Here is a 25,975-nt window from a genome sequence, read left to right as displayed (position 1 = left end):
TTAAATAACATAAATGCACCATTTTTTTGTAATATTCTTTCGCTATCAGCCTATTATTTCATACTAACTATCCCTGTGGCCTATTATTAATCACACTTATCGATTATAACTTAACTATTATATAATTACGTCATTTTACAGAATAGTTACTGCTGTCATTTATATTGTCACGTGACAAATTTGTATATTTAATCGTTGGCATGTAAGTGACGTTATAAAATTCTAGAGAATGAAAAACCCCGACCTCTTACGGTCAGGGTTTACAGGTGGAGGCGAACCGCGGTGTAGCAAATCCCCAGTCCGCTGCGTGACGTTAAGATATTTGGTGATGCTGCATAAACATCCATATCTGCACTAACGTCACGAATCTCCAGAACATAGTCCGTCCTTAACAAAGCACTTCTTAGTTGTTATTTTGTACCAGCACTTTCAGTAATACCGTTACAGCTTCTGCCCTTAATGTCTTCGCATTCGGTTCGAATCGGTTGTAATCCTTACCTTCTATCAAGCCTGCCTTCTTAGTCGCTGCAATTGCACCTTTTGCCCAAGCCGCAATCTCCTTGTCATCTGCGAAGCCAGATGCATCATTGGTTTCAGCCTTTAGACTAAGCGCATTCGCGATCATCACTGCCATTTCAGCGCGTGTAATTTCTGCATCTGCACGGAACGTATTGTCCTCGTAACCCGTAATGATACCTGCTTGTACCGCTTGCGCCACTGCCTTCTGAGCCCAGGCTCCGATCTTGCCAGTATCTGTGAAGGTCAGTGCTGCTCCTTCTCCCTCCGGCTTCATCGTGTTCATCAGCATCACTGCAAATTCCGCACGCGTCACTGTGTGATTCGGCTTAAACGATCCATCCGGGTAACCGCTGATGATCCCCTTGCTTACCGCTTGGTTGATGCCCGCCTCTGCCCAGTGCTCCGAGATGTCGTTAAAGCTAATCGTCGGTTTCGTGTCTATCGGATCAGCTTGACCGACAGCGAATACTCCGAATTTGGTAAAATGATTAACCTCAACCGTAATAGTTGAGCCGTTAATCTTACCGCCCCCGATCTCTACCCATGTTTTGTCCGTTTCGTCATAATAGAACACCGAAGGTTTTTGCCCGACATTCAAACCTTTTGGATCAAAAGCAATGGTCAGCGTTACCGGATTGCTGAAGTTTTCCGGGAAGTTTTTCAGAATCTCATAGATCGGACTGATTAGACTTTCCTTATTCGTTAGAAGTTTCTGACTGTCCATTACAGGGTCTATCGTTATTCTCATTTCCTTGTTTGCCGCATTAGCCGGAATAGCGATGGTAACCTTATTATGCAGACTCACATTGCCTTTTTTACCTGCAGGAAGCGTCAGTTTGCCATCCTTAGCGGTAACGGTGTTGTCACTTGAGGACGAGGAACCCCCGCTGCCACCGGATGAGGACGAGCCGCCGCCTCCCGATGAGGATGATGACCGTGGCGTTACACTATAGACATCCGTTGATACACTGCTGCCAACGCTATTAATCGCCCTTACCGTAAATGTATAGGTCACGCCATTCGACAAGCCTGTTACCGTAATCGGGCTGGATGCTCCCGTAACCAGGAGATTTCCCGGCATAAAAGCTACCTCATAGGCTGTGATGGGACTCCCGCCATTATCCGCTGGAGCGGTAACGCTAATTATCGCTCCACCGTTGCCTGCAACAGTTGTTACGCCTGAAGGCACACCCGGGACGGTCATGGGTGTTGCGCTCACTTGATTGGAAGCCGCACTGTCTCCTCCTGCATTGACCGCTTTTACCACGAAGTGGTAAGTCGTTCCGTTCGTCAACCCTGTCACATCGTAGCTGTACACCGAGCCGCTTACGGTGGCCACTTCGGTTGCATAGGTTGCGGATGCTACAGTCTGGAATACTTTGTACCCGGTTGAACCGTTCACCGGATTCCAAGCAAGCGATACTTGCGCATTGCCTGACACAGGTGACTGCAATACTGGCGCTCCGGGTATTGGAGCCTGCGGCGTAGCGCTTATAGTACCGGAAGATGCGCTATCCCCTACAATATTCGTTGCAACTACCGTAAAGGTATACGCGGTTCCATTGGACAAGCCTGTTACCGTAATCGGACTTGCCGGCCCGGTAGCCGTGATACCATTGGGATTTAAGTCATCCGGACTTGAAGTTACCGTGTAGCTTGTAATGGCGCTTCCTCCATCGCTAACCGGTGCCGCGAAGCTGATCGTCGCTTGTCCGTCCCCCGCTGCTGCCGTTACGTCTGTCGGGACTCCAGGTACCGACGCCATTACCAGCTTCTGTATGCGATGGTTACTTGAATCGGCCACATACACATTACCGGCGCTATCTACCGCCACGCCCCTTGGATAGTCAAACTCGCCCAAGCCTTTGCCATCTCCGCCGCCGCTCTTTTCCCATGCGGTCCAGACTTCCGTCGCTGCGTCTAACTTCTGTACGCGACTGTTATACGAATCTGCCACATACACATTGCCGTGACTGTCTACCGCCACTCCTTCCGGATTCCGAAATTCACCCAAGCCATCGCCGTTCTTTCCCCATGCGGACCAAACATCCGTTGCCGCTGTCAGCTTTTGTATGCGGTGGTTATCTGAATCGGCTACATACACATTGCCGTGACTGTCTACCGCCACTCCTCTAGGATATCTAAACTCACCCAAGCCACTTCCAGTCTTCCATGCGCTCCATGTACCCGTGGCTGCTGTCAACTTCTGTATACGTTGGTTACCGGTATCCGCCACATATACATTACCATGATGGTCTACCGCCACTCCATTAGGATAATCGAACTCACCTAATCCATTTCCGTTGATGCCCCATGTGGTCCATACTCCGGTCGCTGCATTCAGCTTTTGTATGCGATGGTTATCAGAATCGGCTACATACATATTCCCGCTGTCATCTAAAGCTATACTATTGGGATAATGAAATTCCCCTAATCCGCTTCCACCTCCGCCACCGCTCTTTCCCCATACGGTCCAAGCTCCCGCTGCAGTCAACTTCTGTATACGATGGTTTTCAAGATCGGCCACATATACATTACCCATGCTGTCTACCGCCACTCCACTCGGAAAATTAAACCCGCCCGGAGCAGTACCGAAAACAATTCCCTCGGTCCCCCATTGGTTCCATTGACCCGTTGTCACTGTCAACTTCTGAATACGATAGTTATTTTCATCCGTGACATATACATTGTCGTAGCTGTCTACTGTCAATCCAGTTGGATAACTAAACTCGCCCAGGGCAACTCCTTCCCCGCCGCCGCTTTTTCCCCATGCGGTCCAAATCCCTGTCGATTCGGTCAGCTTCTGTATACGATGATTAGCCACATCTGATACATATACATTCCCGACGCTGTCTACCGTCACTCCACTCGGATACTGAAACTCTCCCAAACCACTGCCGCTTTTTCCCCATTCGGACCAAACTCCGCTCGCTGCGTCTAGCTTCTGTACGCGATGATTTTCATAATCAGCCACATACACATTTCCCATGCTGTTTACCGCTACTCCAGACGGATAATAAAACTCACCCAAACCAGTTCCGCTTTGGCCGCCGCTCTTTCCCCATGCGGACCAAACTCCGCTCGCTGCGTCCAGCTTCTGTATACGATGGTTTTCAGAATCAGCCACATACACATTATCCATGCTGTCTACCGCCATTCCAGCCGGATAATAAAACTCACCCAAACCAGTTCCACTTTGGCCGCCGCTTTTTCCCCATGCGGACCAAACTCCGCTCGCTGCGTCCAGCTTCTGTATGCGATGGTTTACATAATCAGCCACATACACATTTCCCATGCTGTCTACCGCCACTCCAGTCGGATAATAAAACTCACCCAAACCAGTTCCGCTTTGGCCGCCGCTCTTTCCCCACTCGGACCAAACTCCGCTGGCTGCGTCCAGCTTCTGTATGCGGTGGTTTCCGGAATCAGCCACATACATATTACCCAAGCTATCTACCGCGACTGCTCTCGGACCATCAAATCCACCTGCTTTTGAATCTTCAACCGTTCCTATTAAGCCATATTGACTCCACTGCTCTGCTGCTTGTGCCGGAACTGCATGCAGACCCATCGTTATAATCAACACGATCAAGCTAAGTACATACCATTTCCCCATAACTTGCCTTCCATTACTTTGATTCATACGTTCCTCTATCTCCCCTCAATCATCTACCGCCTTAAAAGTTAAACACTAATCCAATTACAACGACGACAATTCTCGCAGATTCTTGTTTCCTTTTGTCAACTTTTGACGCAGTATTCTTACTTTAAAACGATTCCAGCAAAAAAAAAATCCCCCGAAAGGGGGAGTTAAAGCGATAAACAGGGTGATCTTTACCCTGTATCATTTATTCTTTTGCATGCTGCAGCGCTTGAACCCGATTGTTTACTCCAAGCTTTCTGTACACATTTTTGATATGGCTCTTTACGGTTTCAGCGGAGATATTCAGACGGTGGGCGATTTCCTTGTTGGACAATCCACCTCCGATTAACTGCAAAACCCTCGTTTCCTGCTCGGTTAGATTATCTTTAATTGACACTTTCGTTTCCTGCGAAACCTGCATAGCTTGAAGCAACTGCTTTGCATAGGTCATAAAAGACGGGGAAAATTCTGTTGAGCGTCCACCTTGCGGCACCTTCAAATAAGCAGACAGCAGCTCCACCATCACAGCCCCTTCGTCAATAAAGCTGCGAATATATCCCTTTGGCTGCGCCAGCTGCAATGCGGTCTCCAGCGGAACAAGTGCGGCCTCCGTCTGACCTAAGCGCTGATGTGCTGCACTCATCAGAATGAGTACCTTGATACGATCCCGGAGACGATCTTCCCTGTCTAATAAGTGATTTAACCGTTCCAATAGATACAGGGCTTCTTCCATTCGTCCACAGGATACCAGAACCCGGGCTAACGCTAAATGCTCCAGCACATGATACAAGGAAACCTCATCGGTATGCGCCAGACCGCATCTTTGCAACCACTCCAGCGCATAGTCGAATGAGCCTTGCTGCAGAGCCAGACAAGCTTGTTCTGCTTCAATGCTCAACATAAATAAGTCATAGTCGGGGGAGTCGATTTGCAGCTTCACCTGCTTAAGTATCTCTGAGGCCCGGTCGGGATTTCCTAATGCCTGCTGAATTCTTGAAGCGCTAATGGCTACTTGAATCAAAATCCGCGCAAAGGGCTTCATATCCTCGCGTCCAAGAGCCTGACTTACACACAACTCGGCTTCTTCCAGCCGGTTCCACTCGTACAGCAGTTTACTATAAGAAGCATACAGGAGGCCGATGAAAGGATATTTTTCCTTTCCCCCCCAAATTCTAATCCACTTCGACAGGAAAGCCTCGCCTGTATGAAGATCGTTGATATACGCGAAATAATCATCAAACGAATCATAGCCTTGATACCGGTTGCGTCCCATCGTTTGAAAGAAGCTGCCTTCCGGCATAAAACGTTCCACCAACTCAAAATATGTAGAGGTTTGCTCCATGTCCTTTCGAAGATAAGAGGCAACTGAACAGAAGAAGTAAATGTTGCCCATGGCCTCTTTCCACTCGGCTTCGTTCCATTTTCCCTTCATCTCTCGAAAGCGGGTGAGGGCTTGCCCTACTCTGCTGAAAGCCGCATCCCATTCTCCAACTCCCAGCAATACCGAGATATAGAACATTTCAATCATCGGCTTCTCCGCAAAGGCGTCTTCCGGTAAAAGAGAGACCCATCTATGGAGCGCAACGCTTTTCGATTGCACCAGCGCATGGAGATTTTTCTCAATCAATCGAACCGCATCGGCCACCTGCTTGCCTTCCAAATAATGCTCTACGGCTTCTTCGTCGTATCCATGCTTCTCCAACCAGGTGCCCGCGCGAATATGCACTTGTATCCATTGATCCGGATCCGTTCTCAGCAATACTTGTTTCAAGAAATCGGAAAGCAAATGATGATATCGATACCAGCTCCTATGATCATCTAGCGGAACAATAAACAGATTCAATTTCTCCAGTTTTTCCAATTGACTCTGACTGTTTATTTGGCCCGTTACAGCCTGGCATAAGGACTGATTCATCCGGTTTAAAATAGACGTTTCCAATAAGAAAGAGAGCATGGGTCCTGATTGATCATGAAGAACCTCCTCCAACAAATAATTGGAAATATCTTGCTGCCTGCCGCTAAATCGTTGAATCGTTTCGGCTATATTATCACTTTGCTTCAGTGAGATAGCTGCCAGCTGCAGGCCGCTGATCCAACCCTCTGTCTGATGAAAAAGCTCGGTCACTTGCTCTTTGGTGAGCAATAAATCGGTCGTATCCCGAAAAAAAACAAGCCCTTCATCCAATTGAAAACGTAAATCCCGCATGAGGATTCGATGGTATTCCCCCTTTGCCAGAAGCCTGGCAGTAGGTATTGTCAGATCGGTACGGCTGGCGATATAGAGATGAACACGGGGAGGCAGATGATCCAGAAGATATAGGAAAGAATGATGGATTGCAGGAAGTTCAATGAAATGAAAGTCATCAAGAATAATGACCAGTTCCTCGGTTAATTGATTCAGCTCATTCAGCAACGCAGGAATCGTATGTTCCAAAGCGACGGAGAGGCCTTTTTCAAGATAATAGAAGACCGTACGGCCAAAGACAGGAATTCTCGCCTGAATCGAAGCTGTTACCAAGCTCCAAAACTGAATAAAGTCGTTATCCAGCTTATCTAGTGAAACCCAGGCTGTACGTTCACCGCATTGTTTTCCCCATTCGCTTAACGCTGTAGTTTTCCCGTAACCGGCCTGCGCGGAAACAAGCGTTAGTTTACTGTCCATTCCCTCATTCAACATGCGCATTAGTCTCGGCCTAATTACCAATGCTTTGCGCACTTGGGGGATATGAAGCTTTGAGCTTATAATCATTGAATTTCCTCCGCATGGAAACTTCTATAGTTAGTTAGTATGCATATTCGACGATTTTCAACATTTTTCCTTTATTTTAAGAGCCTGGTCCGTTATAGCGCAGCCGGTGTTTTTTTATTTGTAAAAAGAACAGCAAACTTTAACAGCAATGACATCATTTACACAAAAAGGAGTCGATCGCCTGTCCGAAATTAACGTTGCATAAGCTTCTACGGTTGTTGTCAAGGATTTGATGTCAACTAGCGGAGGCCCTGATTATCCCTTTATGGGTTAACAAACAAACCATTCCTCCCGTTAAGAATACACTTCTGTATGAACAAAAAGGAGTGACTGACAACAATGACAATATTCCGAGCTTTCCTAAAGGGAAGAAACGAAGTTCCGCCTGTAAAAACAAATGCTTCTGGAGATGCGTTTTTTCGACTTAACAGGGCCCGCAATCGATTACTCTTTAATCTTGTCATCCGAAATATTAAACAAGTAACTCAGGCTCATATTCACCTGGGGCGAAGAGGGGAGAACGGTCCCATTGTCGCCTTTCTATTTGGACCGTCCAAATTTGGCATTTCCGTTAGACGAGGAGTGATTCGAGGTATTCTAAGCAACAATGATTTAGTCGGACCGCTGGAAGGAAAGACAATCCGCGATCTAGTTCGTGAATTCAGAAGAGGTAACGCCTATGTAAATGTACACACTATACAGAACCCCGACGGAGAAATTCGCGGCCAAATTGTAGATAAATAATATATACTCCAAAAAGACACTGACCTTTTGCGGTCAGTGTCTTTACGTTGGTGGAAACAGGGGGAGCAGTGGTATTATACCAAAAAATATTTTTTGTCGTATGGAGTGTCGTTTGCAGACCATTCGTTATCACGTAAACAATATCGCTTTCTGGAATGAAATGGAATGAACACATGATATCTCTGCAAGCACCGCTGCAAGCCGCGTTGCAAGCGCTGGTTAAACCCGGCCTCTCTATTACCGAATCAGGCATCGGGGAAGGGTGCCGTGGCCAATAACCAACAACAAAGCGGGAGAATGGCCGAATGGTCCATTCTCCCCCTTTGTTGTTAAGTATCAATTAATTGCGATCCATCAAACCGAGCTGAATCCCCAGACGCTTCAAGATGACGACTGCTTGCGCACGGCTCGATTGCTCCTGCGGCGCAAATACACCGTCGGAAACTCCATTCATCAAGCCACTGCTGACAGCAAAAGCAGCAGCATGGATCGCCCATTCGCTGATTGCGTCACTGTCCGTGAACGCTTGCAAGTCACTTGGTTTTCCTTGTGCGGACGGATCATTCACAAAGTCATTGGCGCGTGCGGCGAGAATAGCCAGTTCCTCGCGGCTGATCACTTGATTTGGACGGAACGTGCCGTCCTCGTATCCGTCAACCAGTCCTGCCTTGGCTGCTGCAGCTACCGCTGTCTCAAACCAGTCACCTGAACCCACATCGCTGAAAGAGTCGCTGCCTTGCCCATCGACGAGACCAAGCGTACGGACGAGCAGTGCCGCAAACTCAGCCCGGGTAATCGAGCGATTAGGTGCAAATTCATGATCCGTTACGCCTTTCACGAGCAGCTTGGAGGCGAGCAGGTCGATATCAGCCTGTGCCCAATGGTTTTGCGTATCTTCAAAAGATTTGTCGGCAGTAACAACCGCATAGAGACCGTTGCCGGTCCGCTTGATCGTGACGATCGTCTTCCCGTCCGCCTGCTTGAACCTGGCTGGAACGAACGTCGCCTCCTTCGCGGACGAATCAAACATCACCGCAGTGGCATGGCTTGGTATTTGGCCCGAAACGCTAATCGCAGCCTCCACATACCGGTCTTCAAAATCACGAATCTCCAGGGATCGGCCGCCGGCTTGTACGAAGGTACGGAAATCGTAAGCGTCACTTAGCATTTTTCCATTTTCCGCTTTCACAGCATCCGTGAATGCTGCCGCATCCGCTCCGGTTATCTTCTCAACCGCTACCACGACTTGGAGGTCGTCCGTTTTGGCATCGAGCCGCTTCGCCAGCGAATCGACGTCGAGCATGTCGGCAGGTAACCGGTAACTGACATCGCCTGCTTTTACAATCAATACTGCACCTGTTACCGAATCGGCCACCTTAGCGAGCTCTACTGCAGGAAGCGTGACGAGAGCGATCGGTTTCGTGGCAGGCACGTCGACGATCAACTCTTTGACGCCATGCTTCTTCATAACTTCAATCGCTTGAGAGACCATCTTATTGTCCAGCGTCACTTTCATAGCCGGTTGGCCGTTTGCATCTTTCGTCTCAACGGCCGTCGCAGGCAAGATTACAGCGCCGTCAACCAGCTTCGGCTCCGATGGTGTTCCCCCTCCGGTCCCGCTGCCTGGGGAAGAAGATCCTGAACCGCCCGACGAGCCTGAACTGCTCGGCGTGTAGGTCAGTTGGATCGACTTCTCGTTTGTTTTCATCCCATCGATGTACACGGCGAAAGTGACAGTGTTCCTGCCTTGCTGCAGATTAACGGTGCCGGTGAAATCGCCACTGGCAGCGACCGCAGCGGCGGTATCGTTCAATTTTACAGAGACCTCGGTTCCCGGCCCCAGAAGTTTGACATTCCCTTTGATTTGCGGACTGGCTGTCGTTACTGTCTTTCCGTCATAGTCCAGGAAACCGGAAAGAGCTGCCGACCGAATGTCGTCCCCGACATTGTACGAATTGGCCAAAAGCTGGCGCTTCGTACGTACTCCGTTCTCGTCCAGACCGGAGATAACCATGCCACCCTCTGGAATAGCACTGTTATTGTTTTCGGGGGAGCCCCAGTTCCAATTGATCGCTTGCGATTTGTTGACGACCTTGGTTACTTTACCGGTCGCATCGGCTACAACTTCGACACCAAAGCGGTTTCCGCCGGTCGATGAGCCGAATTCTTCGTTGTAGACGTTCAAATCGCCGGAATTCCGGCTGACGTTATAATAGCTGCCTTCGATAAAAGAAGAAGGATCGCCCGGCTTGCTTATGCCAACCTGATAGTTCTTTACGTACTCTTCGTTGTCGATGGACGCTTTAATGATCGGCCAATTGGCCAGAGAAGCGTCAAACAGCATCAAACCGTTCGAACTGCCCAACGCCGTTTGGAAAATTTCCCGCTGCAGGGCAGGAGATTGCAAGTCTACCAGTGCCATCCCGGCATACAGCGGAACTTCGCCGTTCGTTACGATGGAGTCCAGCGTCAAGTACCGCTGTATTTCCGGCGTCGTGCCGTAGTAGGTTCCAACCATCAGGAAATCCATCGTATCGATATAACCGGTTTGATAATACTCATCCGTATAGAGTGAACCGTTCGGCAGCTTCAGTCTGCTGTCGTAGCGGAAGTTTTTGCTTCCCCAATGGACGCCGTTCAAATAGTAAGACTCGAACCAGGCGCCTACGTAAGCGGACATTTGAATCTCTTTGCCTTTGGATGCCGAGTAGCGGTCAACCAGGGCGCGCGATTCCTCCATAAAGCTGGCTATCGTGCCGGAACGGAACTCCCACCAGTCTTGGATAAGCGGACCGTCCACCCGTTTGCCATTCACATAACGGAAAATATCGTCCGGCCAATTCGTAAGCTTCTTGTTCCGCTGTTGCAGGAACGCTTCGAATTTGGCCTTCGTCACATCGCTGAACTCGGCGGTTTCGTTATCATAACGGCCCCGGTCGTGAATAATACCGTCGACGTTATAGTTTTTCATCACTTCCTCGAACGTTTTCAACTGGTAGTCGCGCACTTCGTCGTTCGCAGGATTCACGAACAGCACCGCCGCGCCGCCCGAAGCTCCAGACAAGCCCTTTTGTCCGTAAGCGCTTTCCCTAAGACGTTTGATTTCTCCGTTATCTTCCGGACGGAATACCCGCTCTTCCCAGTCCAGATGCTGATCAATCACGGCAAAGTCATTTACCGCAATGGAGCCTTCGGCAAATACGTTAAATGCTGCGTGTATCTTCAGCCCGAGTGCATGTCCATGCTCCACGAACAATTCAAGCAAATCGAGATCGGGAGCGCCTCTCCGATCGCTATCCACCATCTCGCTGACATATGGACGCTGAGTCAGATCGTTTTTCTTGTATGAGGCGTAGCCTTCGACCCCTTTGACGTCAAACGCGATATCCGTAACGCCCGCTTCCTTCGCTTGGGTGAGGAAGTGTAAGACGCTTTCGCCCGTCTTGAACTTCTTCGCGTTGGACGCTTGGTCAACCCACAGGATGATTTGCTTTTCCTGTGTGAGGGAAGGTCTGCTAAATACGACGATCGATCTGCGGTCCAGCTCCTTCCCGTTCTTGGACAGAACGGTGTCGATATAATTCGGCCCAGCCGCAAGTGCCGCTGTATGGCGGAACGTACCGTCTGCTTGCAGCGTAACCTCTTGCCCGCCGATCGTCAGGGAAGCCTCGGCCGGATTCGTGATTTTACCGGTAATCGTCGTTTGTGTATCAGCTGTTGTAAGCATCGTGAGGCCGTCCAGTTGCAGTCTTGGGACTGCGCCTGTACCGCTCATCAGGTCAGCTACGGGGACGACATTGCCGTTTTTACGCAGCTTAGCCAAATCGCCAACTTTAAATTTGGTCGCCACATATTTTTTGATATCGTAAGTGCCATAGCTGTTATCTTGGGCCATAAGAACAAAGCCGCCTTGCGGAATTTCGAGTTCGCCCCCTACCCACGAAGGCGTACTATTGCCGTTGGCCGCATTGATCATCTTGGTTACTGTTCCACTCGCATCGACCTGAATAGCCACGTTGCTGGCGGGAATTGGAATTTTCGTGCCGTATTCAGTCGTAAACAGGGCAATGATATTCGGAATCCCTGTCACATCCTTGTCGATGTAGTTAATCGTCTTCTTAGGTCCTTCGACGTTAATCGTTATGTCTACAGGAGGCGCCTCGATCTCAATCAAATCGCCGCTCGTTTGCTGATAGACGATCTCAAGCGGAGTTTCCTGTAGAACATCCGCATTTTTGAGCAGCTTGACAGAAATCTTATTGACTCCTTCCTCCAGCGTCACGGTTTGGCTGAACGTTCCATCCGCTCCGATAGGAGCCGCTACGTCGCCTACTTTCACCGACAGCCCGGTGCCGGCTGTGTAGTTAAGCACCTTTCCTTTCACGTCATGCGCAGCTGAAGTTACCGGTGAAACCGGCTGGGCTTCTACTTGCAGGCTGGGCAGTCCCATAAAATCCGCAGCTGTGATCGGTATGCCGCCGCGCTCGAGGATAATCGTATCGCCCGCTTGGAATGCATTGTACAGCGCCTTACGGAAGTCTTTGCCTAACCAGTCGTTGTCATTAGCTAAAATGACAAACCCGCCCGAAGGGATTTCTACATTTTGACTTGCATCCCACCCATTCGGCTTGTTATTGCTTGAATTAATCCCCCCCTTGGGGCCCACCATTTTGAGCACTACGCCTTGCGAATCCACTTGGACCGCAACATTCGTGCTTTTCACAAACACTTCGTTGCTGTTAGCTGTCACATTGGTGACGGGTGTCCCGCTTGTAAAAAGAGCCAAATAGTTACTTTTCTGCGGGACGTCCACATTGGTGTTGATGTAATTTACTTTCAATTGGAGACTACCGTCCAGCGATACCGCGTATACGTCATCGCTTACGCTTGAGCCCCCGCTGCCACCAGCCGCCTGCGCTGTCGTTTCCCATTTCGGAAACAACATTGCGATCAAACATACGACGAGGAACAAGCTCAATCTTGCCAAATTACTTCGCATTAACATCCACCTTTCCAAATCTATTTTTTTGGAACAAATACATTATAATTGGAAGCGTTTTCAATTTATATGGACAATGGTGACAACTTTTGGTACTCAGGTGACATTTTGGGGGAAATTTCCACTAGGTAAGATTGAGCTAGCGGAGGTTTCGTCCTGCCTATTGTAACTTTATGATGAAAACTTAGGCTGATTGTACCCATCTTACTTGTATTGCCGCAAGGTGTGCAGATTAATGAACAAGCGTCGCGAGCTTTAAGATAATAAATCATATCGACCCTGCGCACGGTGCTGACCTCTGTTAGGGGCAATCCCTCTGTTGCTCCATCTACGCAAAATCGACACTTCTAAGGTGTCTTATTGCTGGAGGCGAGGGGAGGTATTGAAATGTATATCCAACCTGCTTACGATAACAACTCAACGTTGACCACCCTAGCGGTACATTTCAATACCGTGCTCCCTTTCGCATATACACTTCGGTCCGCACGGACCGAACCTGCGGTCTTCTCCCTCAGCCTCCCACAGAACAGCAAAAAGGCCCCAGCCTCTCTCGGCTGGGACCTTCTGCTGTAATCGGTATGGAGGCGAGGGGAGTCGAACCCCTGTCCGAAGATAACGACACATAAGCTTCTACGGGTGTAGTCACGGATTTGATGTCACCCTAGCAAGCGCCCCGTAACAGGCTATCGCTAAGGTCAGCCTGATTGTCTTCTTCAGCTCACCCCAGGCGGAGATGAGACAGCGTAGTCCACTACTTGTTAGCCCCTATTCTAGTCACATGGACGATGCTAGATAGAAGCACGCACACAGTTTCTTAGGCTGCGAAAGCGTAGTTTTGTTGTTGTTTGCCGTTTAATAGGCTTTAGCGTTGATAAAGCGGACGCGTCCCCACTACCCGCTACCCATGCTCGAACTACCCCCGTCGAATCCATAAACGCCCCCGTAATAGAAAAGGAACTGCGGATGCAACGGCTCATCGAGCCGGATGCTGTTTGTTGCTGCTTGCCTTACTCCACTTATTATACCACATCTCACGCAAAAAGCAGGTGAAGATCGTTGGAAGTCCGGAAGACGTTTCCCACTACTGGTATAGTATTTACCTCTTACTTCAAGCTTCGTATTACCTGGCGACTTTCTGCTTCTCCCGCAGCACTCGTTGAATGTCCCGCTGAGCATCGCGTTTGGCCGCGGTATCGCGCTTGTCGTACTGTTTCTTACCTTTACCGAGTCCAATAAGTAGCTTCGCGTATCCGTTGCGAACGTAAATCTTCAGCGGAACCAGTGTGTAGCCTTCCTGCTTGGAAGCACCGATCAGCTTGTTGATCTCCGCTTTCTTCAAAAGCAGCTTTCTCGCTCTTGTCGGATCACTCGGATTGTTACGGTTCCCTTGTTCAAAAGGACTGATGTGCATATTGTGCACGAACGCTTCGGAATTGCGGATCGTTGCGAACGAATCCGAAATATTGGCTTTGCCCATCCGCAGGGATTTAATCTCCGTGCCAGTCAGCACCAGTCCGCACTCGTACGTATCTTCGATAAAATAGTCGTGAGACGCCTTCTTGTTCTGTGCAAGCACCTTACTGTCTGCCTTCTTAGCCACGGTTATCCCTCCAGTCGTTCATGCTATTGTTACCCCATCTGTGCCTTTTTGAAAAAGCGGAGTGTTCTTTATTTTATCAACATCTCCGTTAAAAATCAAGAAACGCCCGGACCATACGGCAATTCAGCATAGAGCTGCTGCCGCATAGGCGGGCGGTTATCTTAATTTAAAGCCTATGGCTGTACTAGGTCAGCAAAAAAAGTCTATTAAATAGCTGAACATTCGGAACGAGGCAGTAGGCGACTATTCAAAGTCCATCCGCCGCCCCTCGTTCCAAGGAACAAGCCGCTTCGTCAGTTCGACAGCCCCGGTCCTATCCCGCCAGCCTACCGGCGGCCGCGAGGGCGTCTGTTCTCCGACGGATCGCGCCCGTCCGGCGTGTGCCGATCTCCGCGCACCGTCTTCGTCAGCGCGTTCACCGACTTCGCCCAGTCGCCGGAATACGGCGCCAGTGGACGCGGAGCGCCGTCGCTGCGGCCTCTGCCCGCGCCTCTGCCAGGCGCAGCATCTCCAGCTGCGCCGCGACCCCGCTTGCGCTGTCCCGGCTCGCCAGCGCCATCACGCGCGGTCTCACCGCCAGTGCTAGACGCAGCTGCATCTCCGCGCAGCGAAATGCCGCGGCCGCCCGCATCGCCAGGCGTGACGCTCTTGCGGCCTCTGCCGCCTTCGCTGCGTGCGGCAACGCTCGTACCGGCGTCACCATTCACGCCGCTTCTGCGGCCCGCTCTCTCACTTGCGCCGGCTTCGCCAGCAGCGCCATCCATGCGTCCTGCGCGGCTGCCCTCCGGGCTCGTGGACTCGCCGACATTGCCCGCTTCAGCCGGTGAACCGCCCTTACGGCGTCTGCTCCGTTTACGGCCTCCGCCTTCGCCAGCCTCCGCACTGCCTTCTCTTCTCTCGCCCTGCTCAACACGGCCTTGATCAGCGCCGCTTTCGAGCCCGCGGTCTTCGCGGTTGTCTGATCCTGCTTCTCCAGCCGCTTGAGCGCCGCCTTTACGGCGTCTGCGCTTGCGTCCGGCGGCTGCGCCTTCCTGCGTCAGACTCTCGTCACCAGGTTCCGCTGTTCTTACCGCCGGCGTAATTACCAGAGGTGCGCCTTCAGCTACTGTGCTTTTCTTCTTCCGCTTGCGGCGTTTACGGCCGCTGCCCTCTTCGGCTGCTGCACCGGCAACTGGAGTATCACTCGGCTTTACAAGCACATCGCGCACGCGTCCGCGGTCTTGTCCGCCCTTGCCGCCTCTTCCGCCGGATACGCGATTCTTAGGGCCGCCGCGTCCGCGGTCTCCGCTTTTCTTGCGGTCCAGCATACTGAACTTATTGGAACGCGGTTTCATATCGACCATTTCAAAGTCGATGGTCCGCTCGTCCATATTCACGCGGCTGACGCGGACTTTAACCTCATCACCGATCCGGTAGATCTTAGATGTACGCTCACCGATAAGCGCATGCTGCATTTCATGATAGTGATAATAATCGTCGGTCAGATCACTCAAACGGATCAGGCCTTCAACCGTGTTCTCCAGCTCCACGAAAATCCCGAAGCTCGTCACGCTCGAAATAATCCCTTCAAAATCCTCACCGACTTTATCGAGCATAAACTCCGCCTTTTTCAAAGCATCCGTCTCACGCTCTGCATCAACGGCGATACGCTCACGCTGAGAGGATTGCTCGGCAATATCGTCCATACGTCCTCTCAGGTACTCCTGGCGCTTATCGGACAGACCTCCGCCGTTCTCAAGCACCTCGCGGATCACCCGGTGAATAATCAGATCGGGATACCGGCGGATTGGAGAAGTGAAGTGGGAGTAGAACTCCGCCGCCAATCCAAAGTGACCCAGACTGTTTGCATCATACCGCGCCTGCTTCATCGAGCGGAGCAGAACCGTGCTGATGACCGTTTCCTCTTTAGCCCCTTTAATCTCCTCAAGCAGAGATTGAAGCGCTCTAGGATGTACGGTATTCCCGCGCCCGCGCACCACATAACCGAAGTTCGTAATGAACTCCATAAAATGCGCCAGCTTCTCCGCATCGGGATCTTCGTGGACCCGGTACAGGAACGGCACTTTCATCCAGTGGAAATGCTCCGCAACAGTTTCGTTCGCCGCCAGCATGAATTCTTCAATAATCATCTCGGCAATCGAGCGCTCCCGCTTGATGATATCGACCGGCGTGCCTTCTTTATCCACGATGATTTTGGATTCCTGGAAGTCAAAGTCAATTGCACCGCGCTGAATCCGTCTATTGCGCAGTTTCATCGCCAGCTCTTCCATGAGACGGAAATCGTCAACCAAGTACCCGTAACGTTCGATCAGCTCCGGATCAGGTGTTTCCTCCGTAAGCAGCTTTCGTACATTATTATAAGTCATACGCTCCGCAGTCCGGATTACACTCGTAAAAACATCATGCCGCACGACGTTCATAGCCGCATCGAATTCCATCTCACACGACATGGTCAGGCGGTCTACCTGCGGATTAAGGGAACAGATCCCGTTGGACAACCGGTGCGGGAGCATCGGAATTACCCGGTCCACCAAATAGACGGAACAGCCGCGGTTATAAGCTTCCTGGTTCAGTGCAGATTCTTCCGTCACATAATAACTGACATCCGCGATATGAACACCAAGGAGATAATTGCCGTTGGGCAGCCGTTCCACGTTAACCGCGTCATCGAGGTCCTTGGCATCTTCGCCGTCAATGGTGACGATCCGCTTACCGCGAAGGTCTCGGCGATTCTGATTGACGATCTCCTCTTCACTGATGGAGTCCGGCACGCTTTCGGCTTCCTCCATCACTTCTTCGCTGAACGCTTCGGGAAGCTGGAACTTGCGGATAATCGACAGGATATCTACACCCGGATCATCCTTGTGCCCCAGAATCTCAATCACTTCGCCCTGCGCCGCTGCGCGGCCCTCCGGATACTGAATGATATTAACGACGACCTTCTGACCGTCAGCCGCACCCATAAAAGCATTCTTCGGAATAAAAATATCCCGCTGCACTCTTTTATCGTCGGGAACGACAAATCCGTAACTTTCGTGATTCTGGAACGTGCCCACGATGCGCGTATTCGCGCGAATAACGACACGTACAACCTCGCCTTCGAGCTTGCCGCCGGCCGCGCCCTTACTCGTGACACGCACAAGAATAATGTCACTGTTCATGGCCGTATTCATGTCATTCGCATGAATGTACACATCCGGATGATCCCTGTCGTCGGGAATCAGGAAACCGAAGCCCTTGGGATGAGCCTGCAGGCGTCCACGGATCAAATTCATCCTCTCCGGCACTCCATACCGCTCATTGCGCGTACGAAGTACATGACCGGATTGCTCCAGGTCGTTCAGCAGTTTCACGAAATCCTTAAATTCCGAAGCGCTGCCGATGCCAAAATGCTTCTCAAGCTCCTGATATGTCATAGGCTTGTACGCATTTTCACGCATAAAATTCAAAATATCCTGCTCTGTTACCATAGTTGTCACCTTCTTATTAGGTTGAGCTCCTCCGTATTCATACCCGATAACGTATCCTTTGAACAGGTTTAGCCGCTGCTGGAAGCGCTGTAGTCGCTTGTGCATCAAGATAATCAGCACTTCCAGAATCCTGTTGCTTCCGCGAAGTTCCGATTCCTGCTGCCGGTTACGGGGCATACAGTGGCTGAAAGCGAGAAGGTGTGTTAACTGCGGCTTGTCTTAGTCCAAAGCTAAGCTAGCCAGCAGGGGTAGGGGGCGGCGCATTTACTTGATTGATTCTACTCTTGCAGCTTTCCGTCTTCGCACAAGAACTTTTACCGGATCTTGTGCTGCTGCCTATTCAGTCAAGCCTACGCTGATCCATAACAGCCGGACGTAAGTTACTAATCAGTATAGCCGGAAAGATCTAAATCATAACCTGTTCATAAACCTCGAACATCCTACTCCTACAGCTTACCACAAATAGGCAGTCGAAAAGAGGCATGAAAAAAACAGCAGGAGTAGCATTCCCCTGCTGTCTGCAATTTATTTGCATGTTGTTCAATTGTTACCCGGCTTTAACTACATATGCAACGAGTACAGTCAAGATGATAAAGATAGCGGCCAGGACGGTAGTGATACGTACTAGAACCAAATCCATGCCTCTTGCCTTCTGCTTGCCGAACAAATGCTCAGCACCACCGCTGATGGCTCCGGAAAGTCCAGCACTTTTACCTTTTTGTAGAAGAACGGTTACGATTAAAGCGATTGAAATTATGATCAACACTACTTTAAGGAAAATGACCAATTCGACACCTCATTAGCAAGTACTTATTTTAGAATATGCATAGAAATTCTATCATATTCAGAGGGATTCTGCAAGATAATGGATGGATTTAGAAGAGTCACTTCGCATCGTTACATAAAAATCAGCCCATCTTTAGGTTTTGCAGGTTATATGGCAGTTAATTAGATAGTCAATAACCGGCAGTTTACTCCCGGTGCTGGGGCACATAAACGGAAGAAGATGGAGACGCTTTCCTTCCGCCTCCGCTCCGGCTTCGCGAGCCTTTGGAACCTCCCAGAAAATACTGGATAGCTGTTTTGGCACACCATAACGAGATCGCCAGAAACAGGACGCCCCAGCCTATCGCAGGTACACCTGTAAACGAAGCCAGATTCGTAGCATCTCCTGCTTGGCCGGGTTTACCGGCAGCCAGCATGGTCAACGTCAACGGCCCGTATACAGACTCCTCCAGACACAGGAAGGCAATGATCAGGTAGTAAGCGTTACGTATAAATCCGCTCGTAAAGGCAAGTACGAGAACATTAAGCAGGATGAAGCCGATCAGCCAGCCCACTCCGAAAGTGTTGCGGACAAACAGGATGAGCGACAGAATCGCGACTCCCGTCATCAGCTGAAGACCCAGTCTTTGCTTGCCGCGGGCATAAGCCCAGAAAAGAAAAACCGCAAACAAGGACGCCGCGATATACCCCGCCATTGAAATGGGAAGGAGTTTCCACGAGGAACTGACCGAGGAGTAAGTAACCCCACTGTGGTCGGCATTGAGCACAATCGCCATGACTTTGCCCGATAAGGCCATCGTCATAGCAGCATGCCCGAACTCGTGAATCATGGTGTCCAGGTTGCGGAAATATTCGGAGAAAGGGATGAATTGAGTCAACAAGGCCGAACCGATTAAGAGCAAAATCGTTTTTACCCAAGCACTCATAGACAGATCCCCTCTCCGACCATACAAGGTTAACAATTAACCTTATGAAAGATTGGCTTACTTGAAGTTTTTCAGGTTGTAGAATGCATCTTTACCCGCGTATTGAGCAACGCCTTCGAGTTGATCTTCGATGCGAAGCAGCTGGTTGTATTTTGCAACGCGGTCCGTACGGGACGGTGCGCCTGTTTTGATTTGGCCGGCGTTCGTAGCAACGGAGATGTCAGCAATCGTGCTGTCTTCGCTTTCACCGGAACGGTGGGAGATAACAGCCGTGTAACCTGCACGTTTTGCCATTTCGATCGCATCGAAAGTCTCTGTCAGCGTACCGATTTGGTTAACTTTGATCAGGATGGAGTTACCGATGTTCTCGTTGATACCTTTGGACAGACGCTCTGTATTCGTAACGAACAGATCGTCGCCAACCAGTTGCACTTTGCCGCCCAGTTTCTCTGTAAGCAGCTTCCAACCTTCCCAATCGTCTTCGGAACAACCGTCTTCGATTGTAAGGATCGGGTATTTATCCGCCCAAGAAGCAAGCAGATCAACGAATTCGGCCGGTGTGAAGGATTTGCCTTCGCCAGCGAGTTCGTATTTGCCGTTCTTGAAGAACTCGGTGGAAGCTACGTCCATACCCAGGAATACGTCTACGCCCGGCTTGTAGCCTGCACGCTCGATAGCTGTGATGATAGTTTGAATTGCTTCTTCGTTGGAACTCAGGTTCGGAGCAAATCCGCCTTCGTCGCCCACAGCCGTGTTCAGGCCTTTATCTTTAAGTACGGATTTAAGGTGGTGGAAAATTTCAGCACCCATACGCAGAGCTTCTTTGAAAGAAGGAGCGCCTACAGGCAGAACCATAAACTCTTGAACGTCAACGTTGTTATCCGCATGCTCGCCACCGTTGATGATGTTCATCATTGGAACCGGAAGCGTCTTCGCATTGAATCCGCCCAGGTAAACATACAAAGGCAGTTCCATTGCTTCAGCCGCAGCGCGGGCAACAGCCATGGACACGGCAAGAATCGCGTTAGCGCCCAGTTTGCCTTTGTTATGCGTTCCGTCAAGCTCGATCATTTTCTTATCGATGGATACTTGATCCAAAGAGTTCAGACCGATAATTTCAGGAGCGATAATGGAATTTACGTTATCAACAGCTTTCAGTACGCCTTTACCGAGGTAACGGCTTTTGTCGCCATCGCGAAGTTCAACAGCTTCGTGGGCACCAGTAGATGCGCCGGAAGGAACAATTGCACGGCCTACTACGCCGGATTCCAGATATACTTCTACTTCAACAGTCGGATTACCGCGGGAGTCCAGCACTTCGCGAGCATAAACGTCAGAAATTATAGTCATTTGATTGAACACTCCTTAACAGGTTATGTGTATGAAAAACTTCGGGAACTCATTCCCTTTAAGGGCAGCGCGCATCTTACCGATCAAAATAAGATGCAGGTTCTAAGATGGAATGGTTCCCGAAAGCTTTTGTTGTAGGGTAAATCACAAGGATTACGGTTTACTTCTTCTCTTCGATAATCGAAAGGCCTGTCATTTCCGGCGGCTGCGGCAGCTCAAGCAGGTGCAGCAGAGTAGGAGCAATGTCAGCCAATACGGCGCCTTCACGCAAAGTCACATCATTCGATGTCACGATAAAAGGAACCGGATTCGTGGTATGTGCAGTGAACGGACGATCCGAATCATCCAGTACGAGGTCCGCATTGCCGTGGTCGGCCGTGATGCAGACAACCCCGCCTTTGGCCAGAATCGCTTCTACGACTTGACCGAGGCATTCGTCTGTCGCTTCAACGGCTTTGATCGTAGGCTCCAGCATGCCGGAGTGGCCTACCATGTCCGGGTTGGCAAAGTTCAGGATGATGACATCCTGCTTGTCCTCATTCACTTCTTTGACTGCGGCCGCAGCAACTTCGTAAGCGCTCATTTCCGGCTTCAAGTCATACGTGGCGACTTTAGGCGATGGAATGAGAATACGTGTCTCACCCGGCAGCTCAACATCCCGTCCTCCACTGAAGAAGAACGTAACGTGCGGATACTTCTCCGTCTCGGCAATACGCAGCTGGCGCATGTTGTTCTGGGCCAGAACTTCACCGAGCGTATTATCGAGATTCTTGGGCTTATACGCGACATAGCCTTCAACCGTTTCACTGAACAATGTCAGACAGACATAGTACAGATCCTGCGGGCACTGCTCGCCGCGGTCGAATCCGCGGAAATCTTTATTCGTAAACACCTGGGACAATTGGATCGCTCGGTCCGGGCGGAAGTTAAAGAACACAACCGCATCCCCCGATTCGACAAGCCCGACAGGCTGGTCATTCTCATTCACAATTACGGCAGGCATGACGAATTCATCGAATACCGACTTCTCGTATGATTCCGTGATAGCTTGCACAGGATCTGTATAACGCGGGCCATCGCCGTACACCATCGCGCGGTAGGATTTCTCCGTCCGCTCCCAGCGTTTGTCTCTGTCCATCGCGTAATAACGGCCCTGTACCGTTGCTACCTTACCGATGCCTACTTCTGCAATCTTCGCCTGCAGCTGCTCCATGTAGTTCTTCGCCGAATCAGGCGCTACATCGCGGCCATCGAGGAATGCGTGGATATAAACCTCGTCCAGGCCTTCGTTTTTGGCCAGCTCAAGGAGAGCAAACAGATGCGCGATATGGCTGTGTACGCCGCCATCCGAGAGCAATCCGTACAAATGCAGATTCTTGTTATTCTGCTTCGCATGACGAACGGCACCGTTCAGCGTCTGGTTGTCAAAAAAGTCACCATCGCGAATCGATTTAGAGATCCGTGTGAGATCTTGATAAACAACTCGTCCGGCACCAATGTTCAGGTGCCCTACTTCAGAGTTACCCATTTGGCCTTCCGGCAAACCTACAGCTTCGCCGCAAGCGGTCAGCGTCGTATGAGGAAACTGGCCCCAATAGCGGTCGTAGTTCGGTTTCTTGGCTTGCGCAACGGCGTTGCCGTGCGCTTCGCCCCGAAGTCCGAAGCCGTCAAGAATAATTAACGCTACGGGTTTAGTTGCCATCTTACTTCGCCCCCTCAACCAGTTGGATATAGGATTCAGGCTCTAAGCTCGCACCGCCAACAAGAGCTCCGTCGATATCAGGCTGTGCCATGTATTCGGCGATGTTGCCCGGCTTCACGCTGCCGCCGTACTGAATGCGTACAGCATCCGCAACGGAGGAATCGTACAGGGAAGCAACCAGCTCACGGATGTAAGCAATGACTTCATTCGCATCTTCCGCAGTGGAAGACTTACCTGTTCCGATGGCCCAGATCGGCTCATACGCAACGATAACTTCTTTGGCCTGATCGGCGCTGAGACCTTTGAAGGCACCTTCCGTTTGAACGCGGCACACTTCTTTGGTTTGACCGGCTTCGCGCTCTTCCAGCTTTTCCCCTACACACAGAATAGGTGTCAGATCATGCTTGAAGGCTGCAAGTACTTTTTTATTCACAATTTCATCAGTCTCGTTAAAATAAGCTCTACGCTCGGAGTGGCCGATGATCACGTGAGTTACACCGAGGTCTTTCAGCATAACGCCGCTGATTTCGCCCGTGAATGCACCATTATCTTCGAAGTGGAGGTTCTGTGCGCCGACTTTGATAGCCGTGCCTTTTACAGCCTCTACCAGTGCTGGCAGATTGGTGTATGGAGCACAGATAATGCTCTCTACGCCTTCTACTTCAGCTTTACCTTTTATATCATTCACGAAGCTGGTCGCTTCGGATACGGTTTTGAACATTTTCCAGTTGCCTGCAATAACGGGTTTTCTCATGATTGGTTGAGCTCCTCTCAATCTTACTTATCGTTAAGTGCGACTACGCCCGGCAGAATTTTGCCTTCCATAAATTCAAGGGAAGCACCGCCGCCTGTCGAGATGTGATCCATTTTGTCAGCCTGGTGGAATTTCTCAGCCGCTGCCGCAGAATCACCGCCACCGATTACGGTGTATGCGGAAGTCTCCGCGCATGCTTGAGTCACTGCACGGGTACCGTGGGAGAATGGCTCAATTTCAAATACGCCCATCGGCCCGTTCCAAACCACCAGTTTGGAGTTCTTGATCACATCCGCGTAGATTTCACGGGTTTTAGGACCGATGTCAATGCCTTCCCAGTCGGCAGGAATGGAATCAACGCTTACGATATTGGTGTTCGCGTTGGCGCTGAAATCATCCGATACGACGATATCTACCGGCAGATGGAAGTTCTTGCCCAGCTTCTTCGCTTTCTCGATAAAACCGAGTGCAAGCTCAAGCTTCTCGTTATCTACCAGGGACTGGCCGATTTCATGGCCTTGCGCCTTGAAGAACGTGTAGGAAAGACCGCCGCCAATGAGAATGTTATCGGCAATTTCAAGCATTTTATTGATAACATCAATCTTATCCTTAACTTTGGAACCGCCAATGATAGCAGTGAACGGACGCTCCGGGTTGTTCAGCGCTTTGCCTAGAACCTCCAGCTCTTTCTCCATAAGAAGACCGGATACAGCCGGCAGCAGATGAGCAATGCCTTCCGTCGATGCATGTGCGCGGTGCGCTGCGCCGAAAGCATCGTTGACGAACAGATCAGCCAGCTGTGCAAACTGCTTAGCCAGTTCCGGATCGTTCTTCTCTTCGCCTGCGTAGAAACGTACATTCTCAAGAAGTAGGACGTCGCCGTCTTTCAGCTCGTTTACTTTCGCTTGAACGGCTTCACCCACAGCTTCGTCCGCCTTTGCAACAGGCTGGCCCAGAAGTTCGGATAGACGGGCCGCAACCGGCGTCAGACGAAGATCTTCATTCACTTGACCTTTAGGACGGCCCAGGTGGCTCGCCAATATTACTCTTGCGCCCTTTTCGATCAGGAATTTAATCGTCGGCAGGGTTTGACGGATACGATTGTCATCCGTAATTTGACCATTCTCGAGAGGCACATTGAAATCTACACGTACAAATACACGTTTACCGGCTACTTCCACATCGCGAACACTTTTCTTGTTCATGAAAATTCCTCCTCATAGCCTTCTGGAAGAAGGCTGGCGTCGTAAGCATCAGCTAAGTTTCCCCTTAAGAAAACGGCGTCGTAAGCATGGGCTAAACCCTCTAAAAGGCTGGCATCGTAAGCATGGATTATCCTTCGTGCGAAGGCTACCATTGTAAGCATCAGCAAAGCTTTTCTCTTAAATACGGAGCTGTTCTCCACTCGGGTAAAGTGAAACCACAGGTACACTTTCACCCCGGGAACGGTAAGCGTCCCTCTTGTCTTGTCCTCTACTAAGCATACCTGTTCCATTACACGTTCTCAAATAATGGCAAGCTTCCGTTCAGGAAAACCTTCTTCGCAAGCCTTTTGGCCAGGCTTTCCTGAGGAAAGCTTCTCTAGCGTAAAGCCGGGAACTTCTGACGATCCGTTTGTAACCCGCAAGCAGTGGGAAGAGGAGAATTTCTTCTCCTCTTCTTCCTTGCTTATTTGGGAATTACAGACCTTTTTTAGCGACGAAAGCAGCCAGGTCAAGAACGCGGTTGGAATAGCCCCACTCGTTATCATACCAGGAAACAACTTTCACCATGTTGTCGCCGACTACCATTGTGCACAGGGAGTCGATTGTGGAAGAAGCCGGATCGCCATTGTAGTCGCTCGATACAAGCGGCTCATCGGAGTAGTTAAGAATGCCTTTAAGCGGGCCGTTAGCAGCTTCTTTCAGTGCATTATTCACATCGTCAACCGTTACGTTTTTGTCCAGTTCAACAACCAGATCCGTTACGGATACGTTAGGTGTAGGAACGCGCATAGCCATACCGTTCAGCTTGCCTTTAAGCTGTGGAAGAACCAGGGAAACAGCTTTGGCAGCACCTGTTGTGGAAGGGATAATGTTCTCAGCTGCCGCACGTGCACGGCGAAGATCCTTGTGTGGCAGGTCAAGTACGGACTGGTCATTCGTGTAAGAGTGAACAGTCGTCATCATGCCTTTAACGATACCAAACTTGTCGTCCAGTACTTTCGCGAAAGGAGCCAGACAGTTAGTTGTACAAGAAGCATTGGAGATTACAGTATGAGCAGACGGATCATACTTGTCTTCATTTACGCCCATAACGATTGTGATATCTTCGTTAGTTGCAGGTGCGGAAATGATAACTTTCTTAGCTCCGCCTTTCAGGTGAGCTTCCGCTTTTTCTTTAGCTGTGAAGATACCTGTGGATTCTACAACGATCTCAGCGCCGTATTCGCCCCAAGGCAGGTTTCCTGGATCGCGCTCAGCAAATACTTTGATAGATTTGCCGTTTACTTTGATCTCACCTTCGCCAGCTTCAACTGTTGCATCTAGTACACCATGAGTCGTGTCATACTTGAGCAAATGTGCAAGCGTGCTTACGTCTGTCAGATCATTGATTGCTACGATTTCTACTTCAGCGTTGTTCAGAGAAGCGCGGAACACGTTACGTCCGATACGACCGAATCCGTTAATACCCACTTTAACCATTGTTGTAATTCCTCCCATAGTGAAATATATATTTCAAGACGTGCCTGTG

13 protein-coding genes and 1 other RNA gene are annotated in these 25,975 nt (G+C 50.2%); 1 reads left to right on the top strand and 13 read right to left on the bottom strand.

All coding sequences use genetic code 11. The features are described 5' to 3' along the window. Positions 1 to 403 precede the first annotated feature (403 nt). Positions 404 to 4,135 (bottom strand): S-layer homology domain-containing protein, encoded by a 3,732-nt coding sequence (locus EDM21_RS17355; protein ID WP_166542072.1) that lies wholly within the window; start codon positions 4,133 to 4,135, stop codon positions 404 to 406. A 232-nt stretch (positions 4,136 to 4,367) separates the two neighbouring features. Then, complete coding sequence (locus EDM21_RS17350) at positions 4,368 to 6,911, bottom strand: LuxR C-terminal-related transcriptional regulator (RefSeq protein ID WP_157337516.1); 2,544 nt, start codon at positions 6,909 to 6,911, stop codon at positions 4,368 to 4,370. A gap of 345 nt (positions 6,912 to 7,256) precedes the next feature. On the opposite strand from EDM21_RS17350, the gene EDM21_RS17345 reads away from it, so the two are divergent. Beyond that, on the top strand, positions 7,257 to 7,655 hold the full coding sequence (locus EDM21_RS17345; protein ID WP_338044012.1) for a CHRD domain-containing protein: 399 nt from the start codon (positions 7,257 to 7,259) through the stop codon (positions 7,653 to 7,655). A 340-nt stretch (positions 7,656 to 7,995) separates the two neighbouring features. Here EDM21_RS17345 and EDM21_RS17340 read toward each other — a convergent pair whose 3' ends face one another. The 11 genes from EDM21_RS17340 to gap all read right to left on the bottom strand — a co-directional run bounded on the left by EDM21_RS17340 (position 7,996) and on the right by gap (position 25,926). Next, positions 7,996 to 12,654, bottom strand: coding sequence for an S-layer homology domain-containing protein (locus EDM21_RS17340; protein WP_166542071.1), 4,659 nt, complete (start codon positions 12,652 to 12,654; stop codon positions 7,996 to 7,998). A 576-nt stretch (positions 12,655 to 13,230) separates the two neighbouring features. After that, positions 13,231 to 13,596: a transfer-messenger RNA gene (gene ssrA / locus EDM21_RS17335) on the bottom strand. A 178-nt stretch (positions 13,597 to 13,774) separates the two neighbouring features. Then, entirely contained in the window at positions 13,775 to 14,254 is a 480-nt protein-coding gene (smpB, locus tag EDM21_RS17330) for an SsrA-binding protein SmpB (RefSeq protein ID WP_068777185.1), read from the bottom strand. A 326-nt stretch (positions 14,255 to 14,580) separates the two neighbouring features. Continuing rightward, a complete protein-coding gene (gene rnr, locus EDM21_RS17325) occupies positions 14,581 to 17,724 on the bottom strand; it encodes a ribonuclease R (protein WP_235918257.1) in 3,144 nt (1,047 codons plus the stop codon). Between the two features lie 547 nt (positions 17,725 to 18,271). After that, entirely contained in the window at positions 18,272 to 18,511 is a 240-nt protein-coding gene (gene secG / locus EDM21_RS17320; protein WP_068777186.1) for a preprotein translocase subunit SecG, read from the bottom strand. Positions 18,512 to 18,695: 184 nt separating this feature from the next. Next, positions 18,696 to 19,436: a M50 family metallopeptidase gene (locus EDM21_RS17315; protein ID WP_157337510.1), complete on the bottom strand. Its 741-nt coding sequence runs from the start codon at positions 19,434 to 19,436 to the stop codon at positions 18,696 to 18,698. A gap of 57 nt (positions 19,437 to 19,493) precedes the next feature. Further along, the gene (gene eno / locus EDM21_RS17310; protein WP_068777188.1) at positions 19,494 to 20,786 is read right to left on the bottom strand and encodes a phosphopyruvate hydratase; all 1,293 of its coding nucleotides are present in this window, start codon (positions 20,784 to 20,786) and stop codon (positions 19,494 to 19,496) included. Between the two features lie 160 nt (positions 20,787 to 20,946). Beyond that, entirely contained in the window at positions 20,947 to 22,488 is a 1,542-nt protein-coding gene (gpmI, locus tag EDM21_RS17305) for a 2,3-bisphosphoglycerate-independent phosphoglycerate mutase (protein WP_157337508.1), read from the bottom strand. 1 nt (position 22,489) lies between these two features. Next, complete coding sequence (tpiA, locus tag EDM21_RS17300; RefSeq protein WP_157337506.1) at positions 22,490 to 23,242, bottom strand: triose-phosphate isomerase; 753 nt, start codon at positions 23,240 to 23,242, stop codon at positions 22,490 to 22,492. A gap of 23 nt (positions 23,243 to 23,265) precedes the next feature. Further along, positions 23,266 to 24,447 carry a phosphoglycerate kinase gene (locus EDM21_RS17295; RefSeq protein ID WP_068777191.1) on the bottom strand — a complete coding sequence of 394 codons (1,182 nt, stop codon included), beginning with the start codon at positions 24,445 to 24,447 and terminating at the stop codon, positions 23,266 to 23,268. A 474-nt stretch (positions 24,448 to 24,921) separates the two neighbouring features. Beyond that, positions 24,922 to 25,926, bottom strand: a complete 1,005-nt coding sequence (gap, locus tag EDM21_RS17290; RefSeq protein ID WP_068777193.1) for a type I glyceraldehyde-3-phosphate dehydrogenase — start codon at positions 25,924 to 25,926, stop codon at positions 24,922 to 24,924. Between the last annotated feature and the right edge of the window lie 49 nt (positions 25,927 to 25,975).

It is taken from the genome of Paenibacillus lutrae (genome assembly GCF_009757775.1).
Classification (GTDB): Bacteria; Bacillota; Bacilli; order Paenibacillales; family NBRC-103111; genus Paenibacillus_F; species Paenibacillus_F lutrae.
Note: the sequence above shows the minus strand (reverse complement) of the source record. Positions and strands in the feature narration are given on the sequence as shown.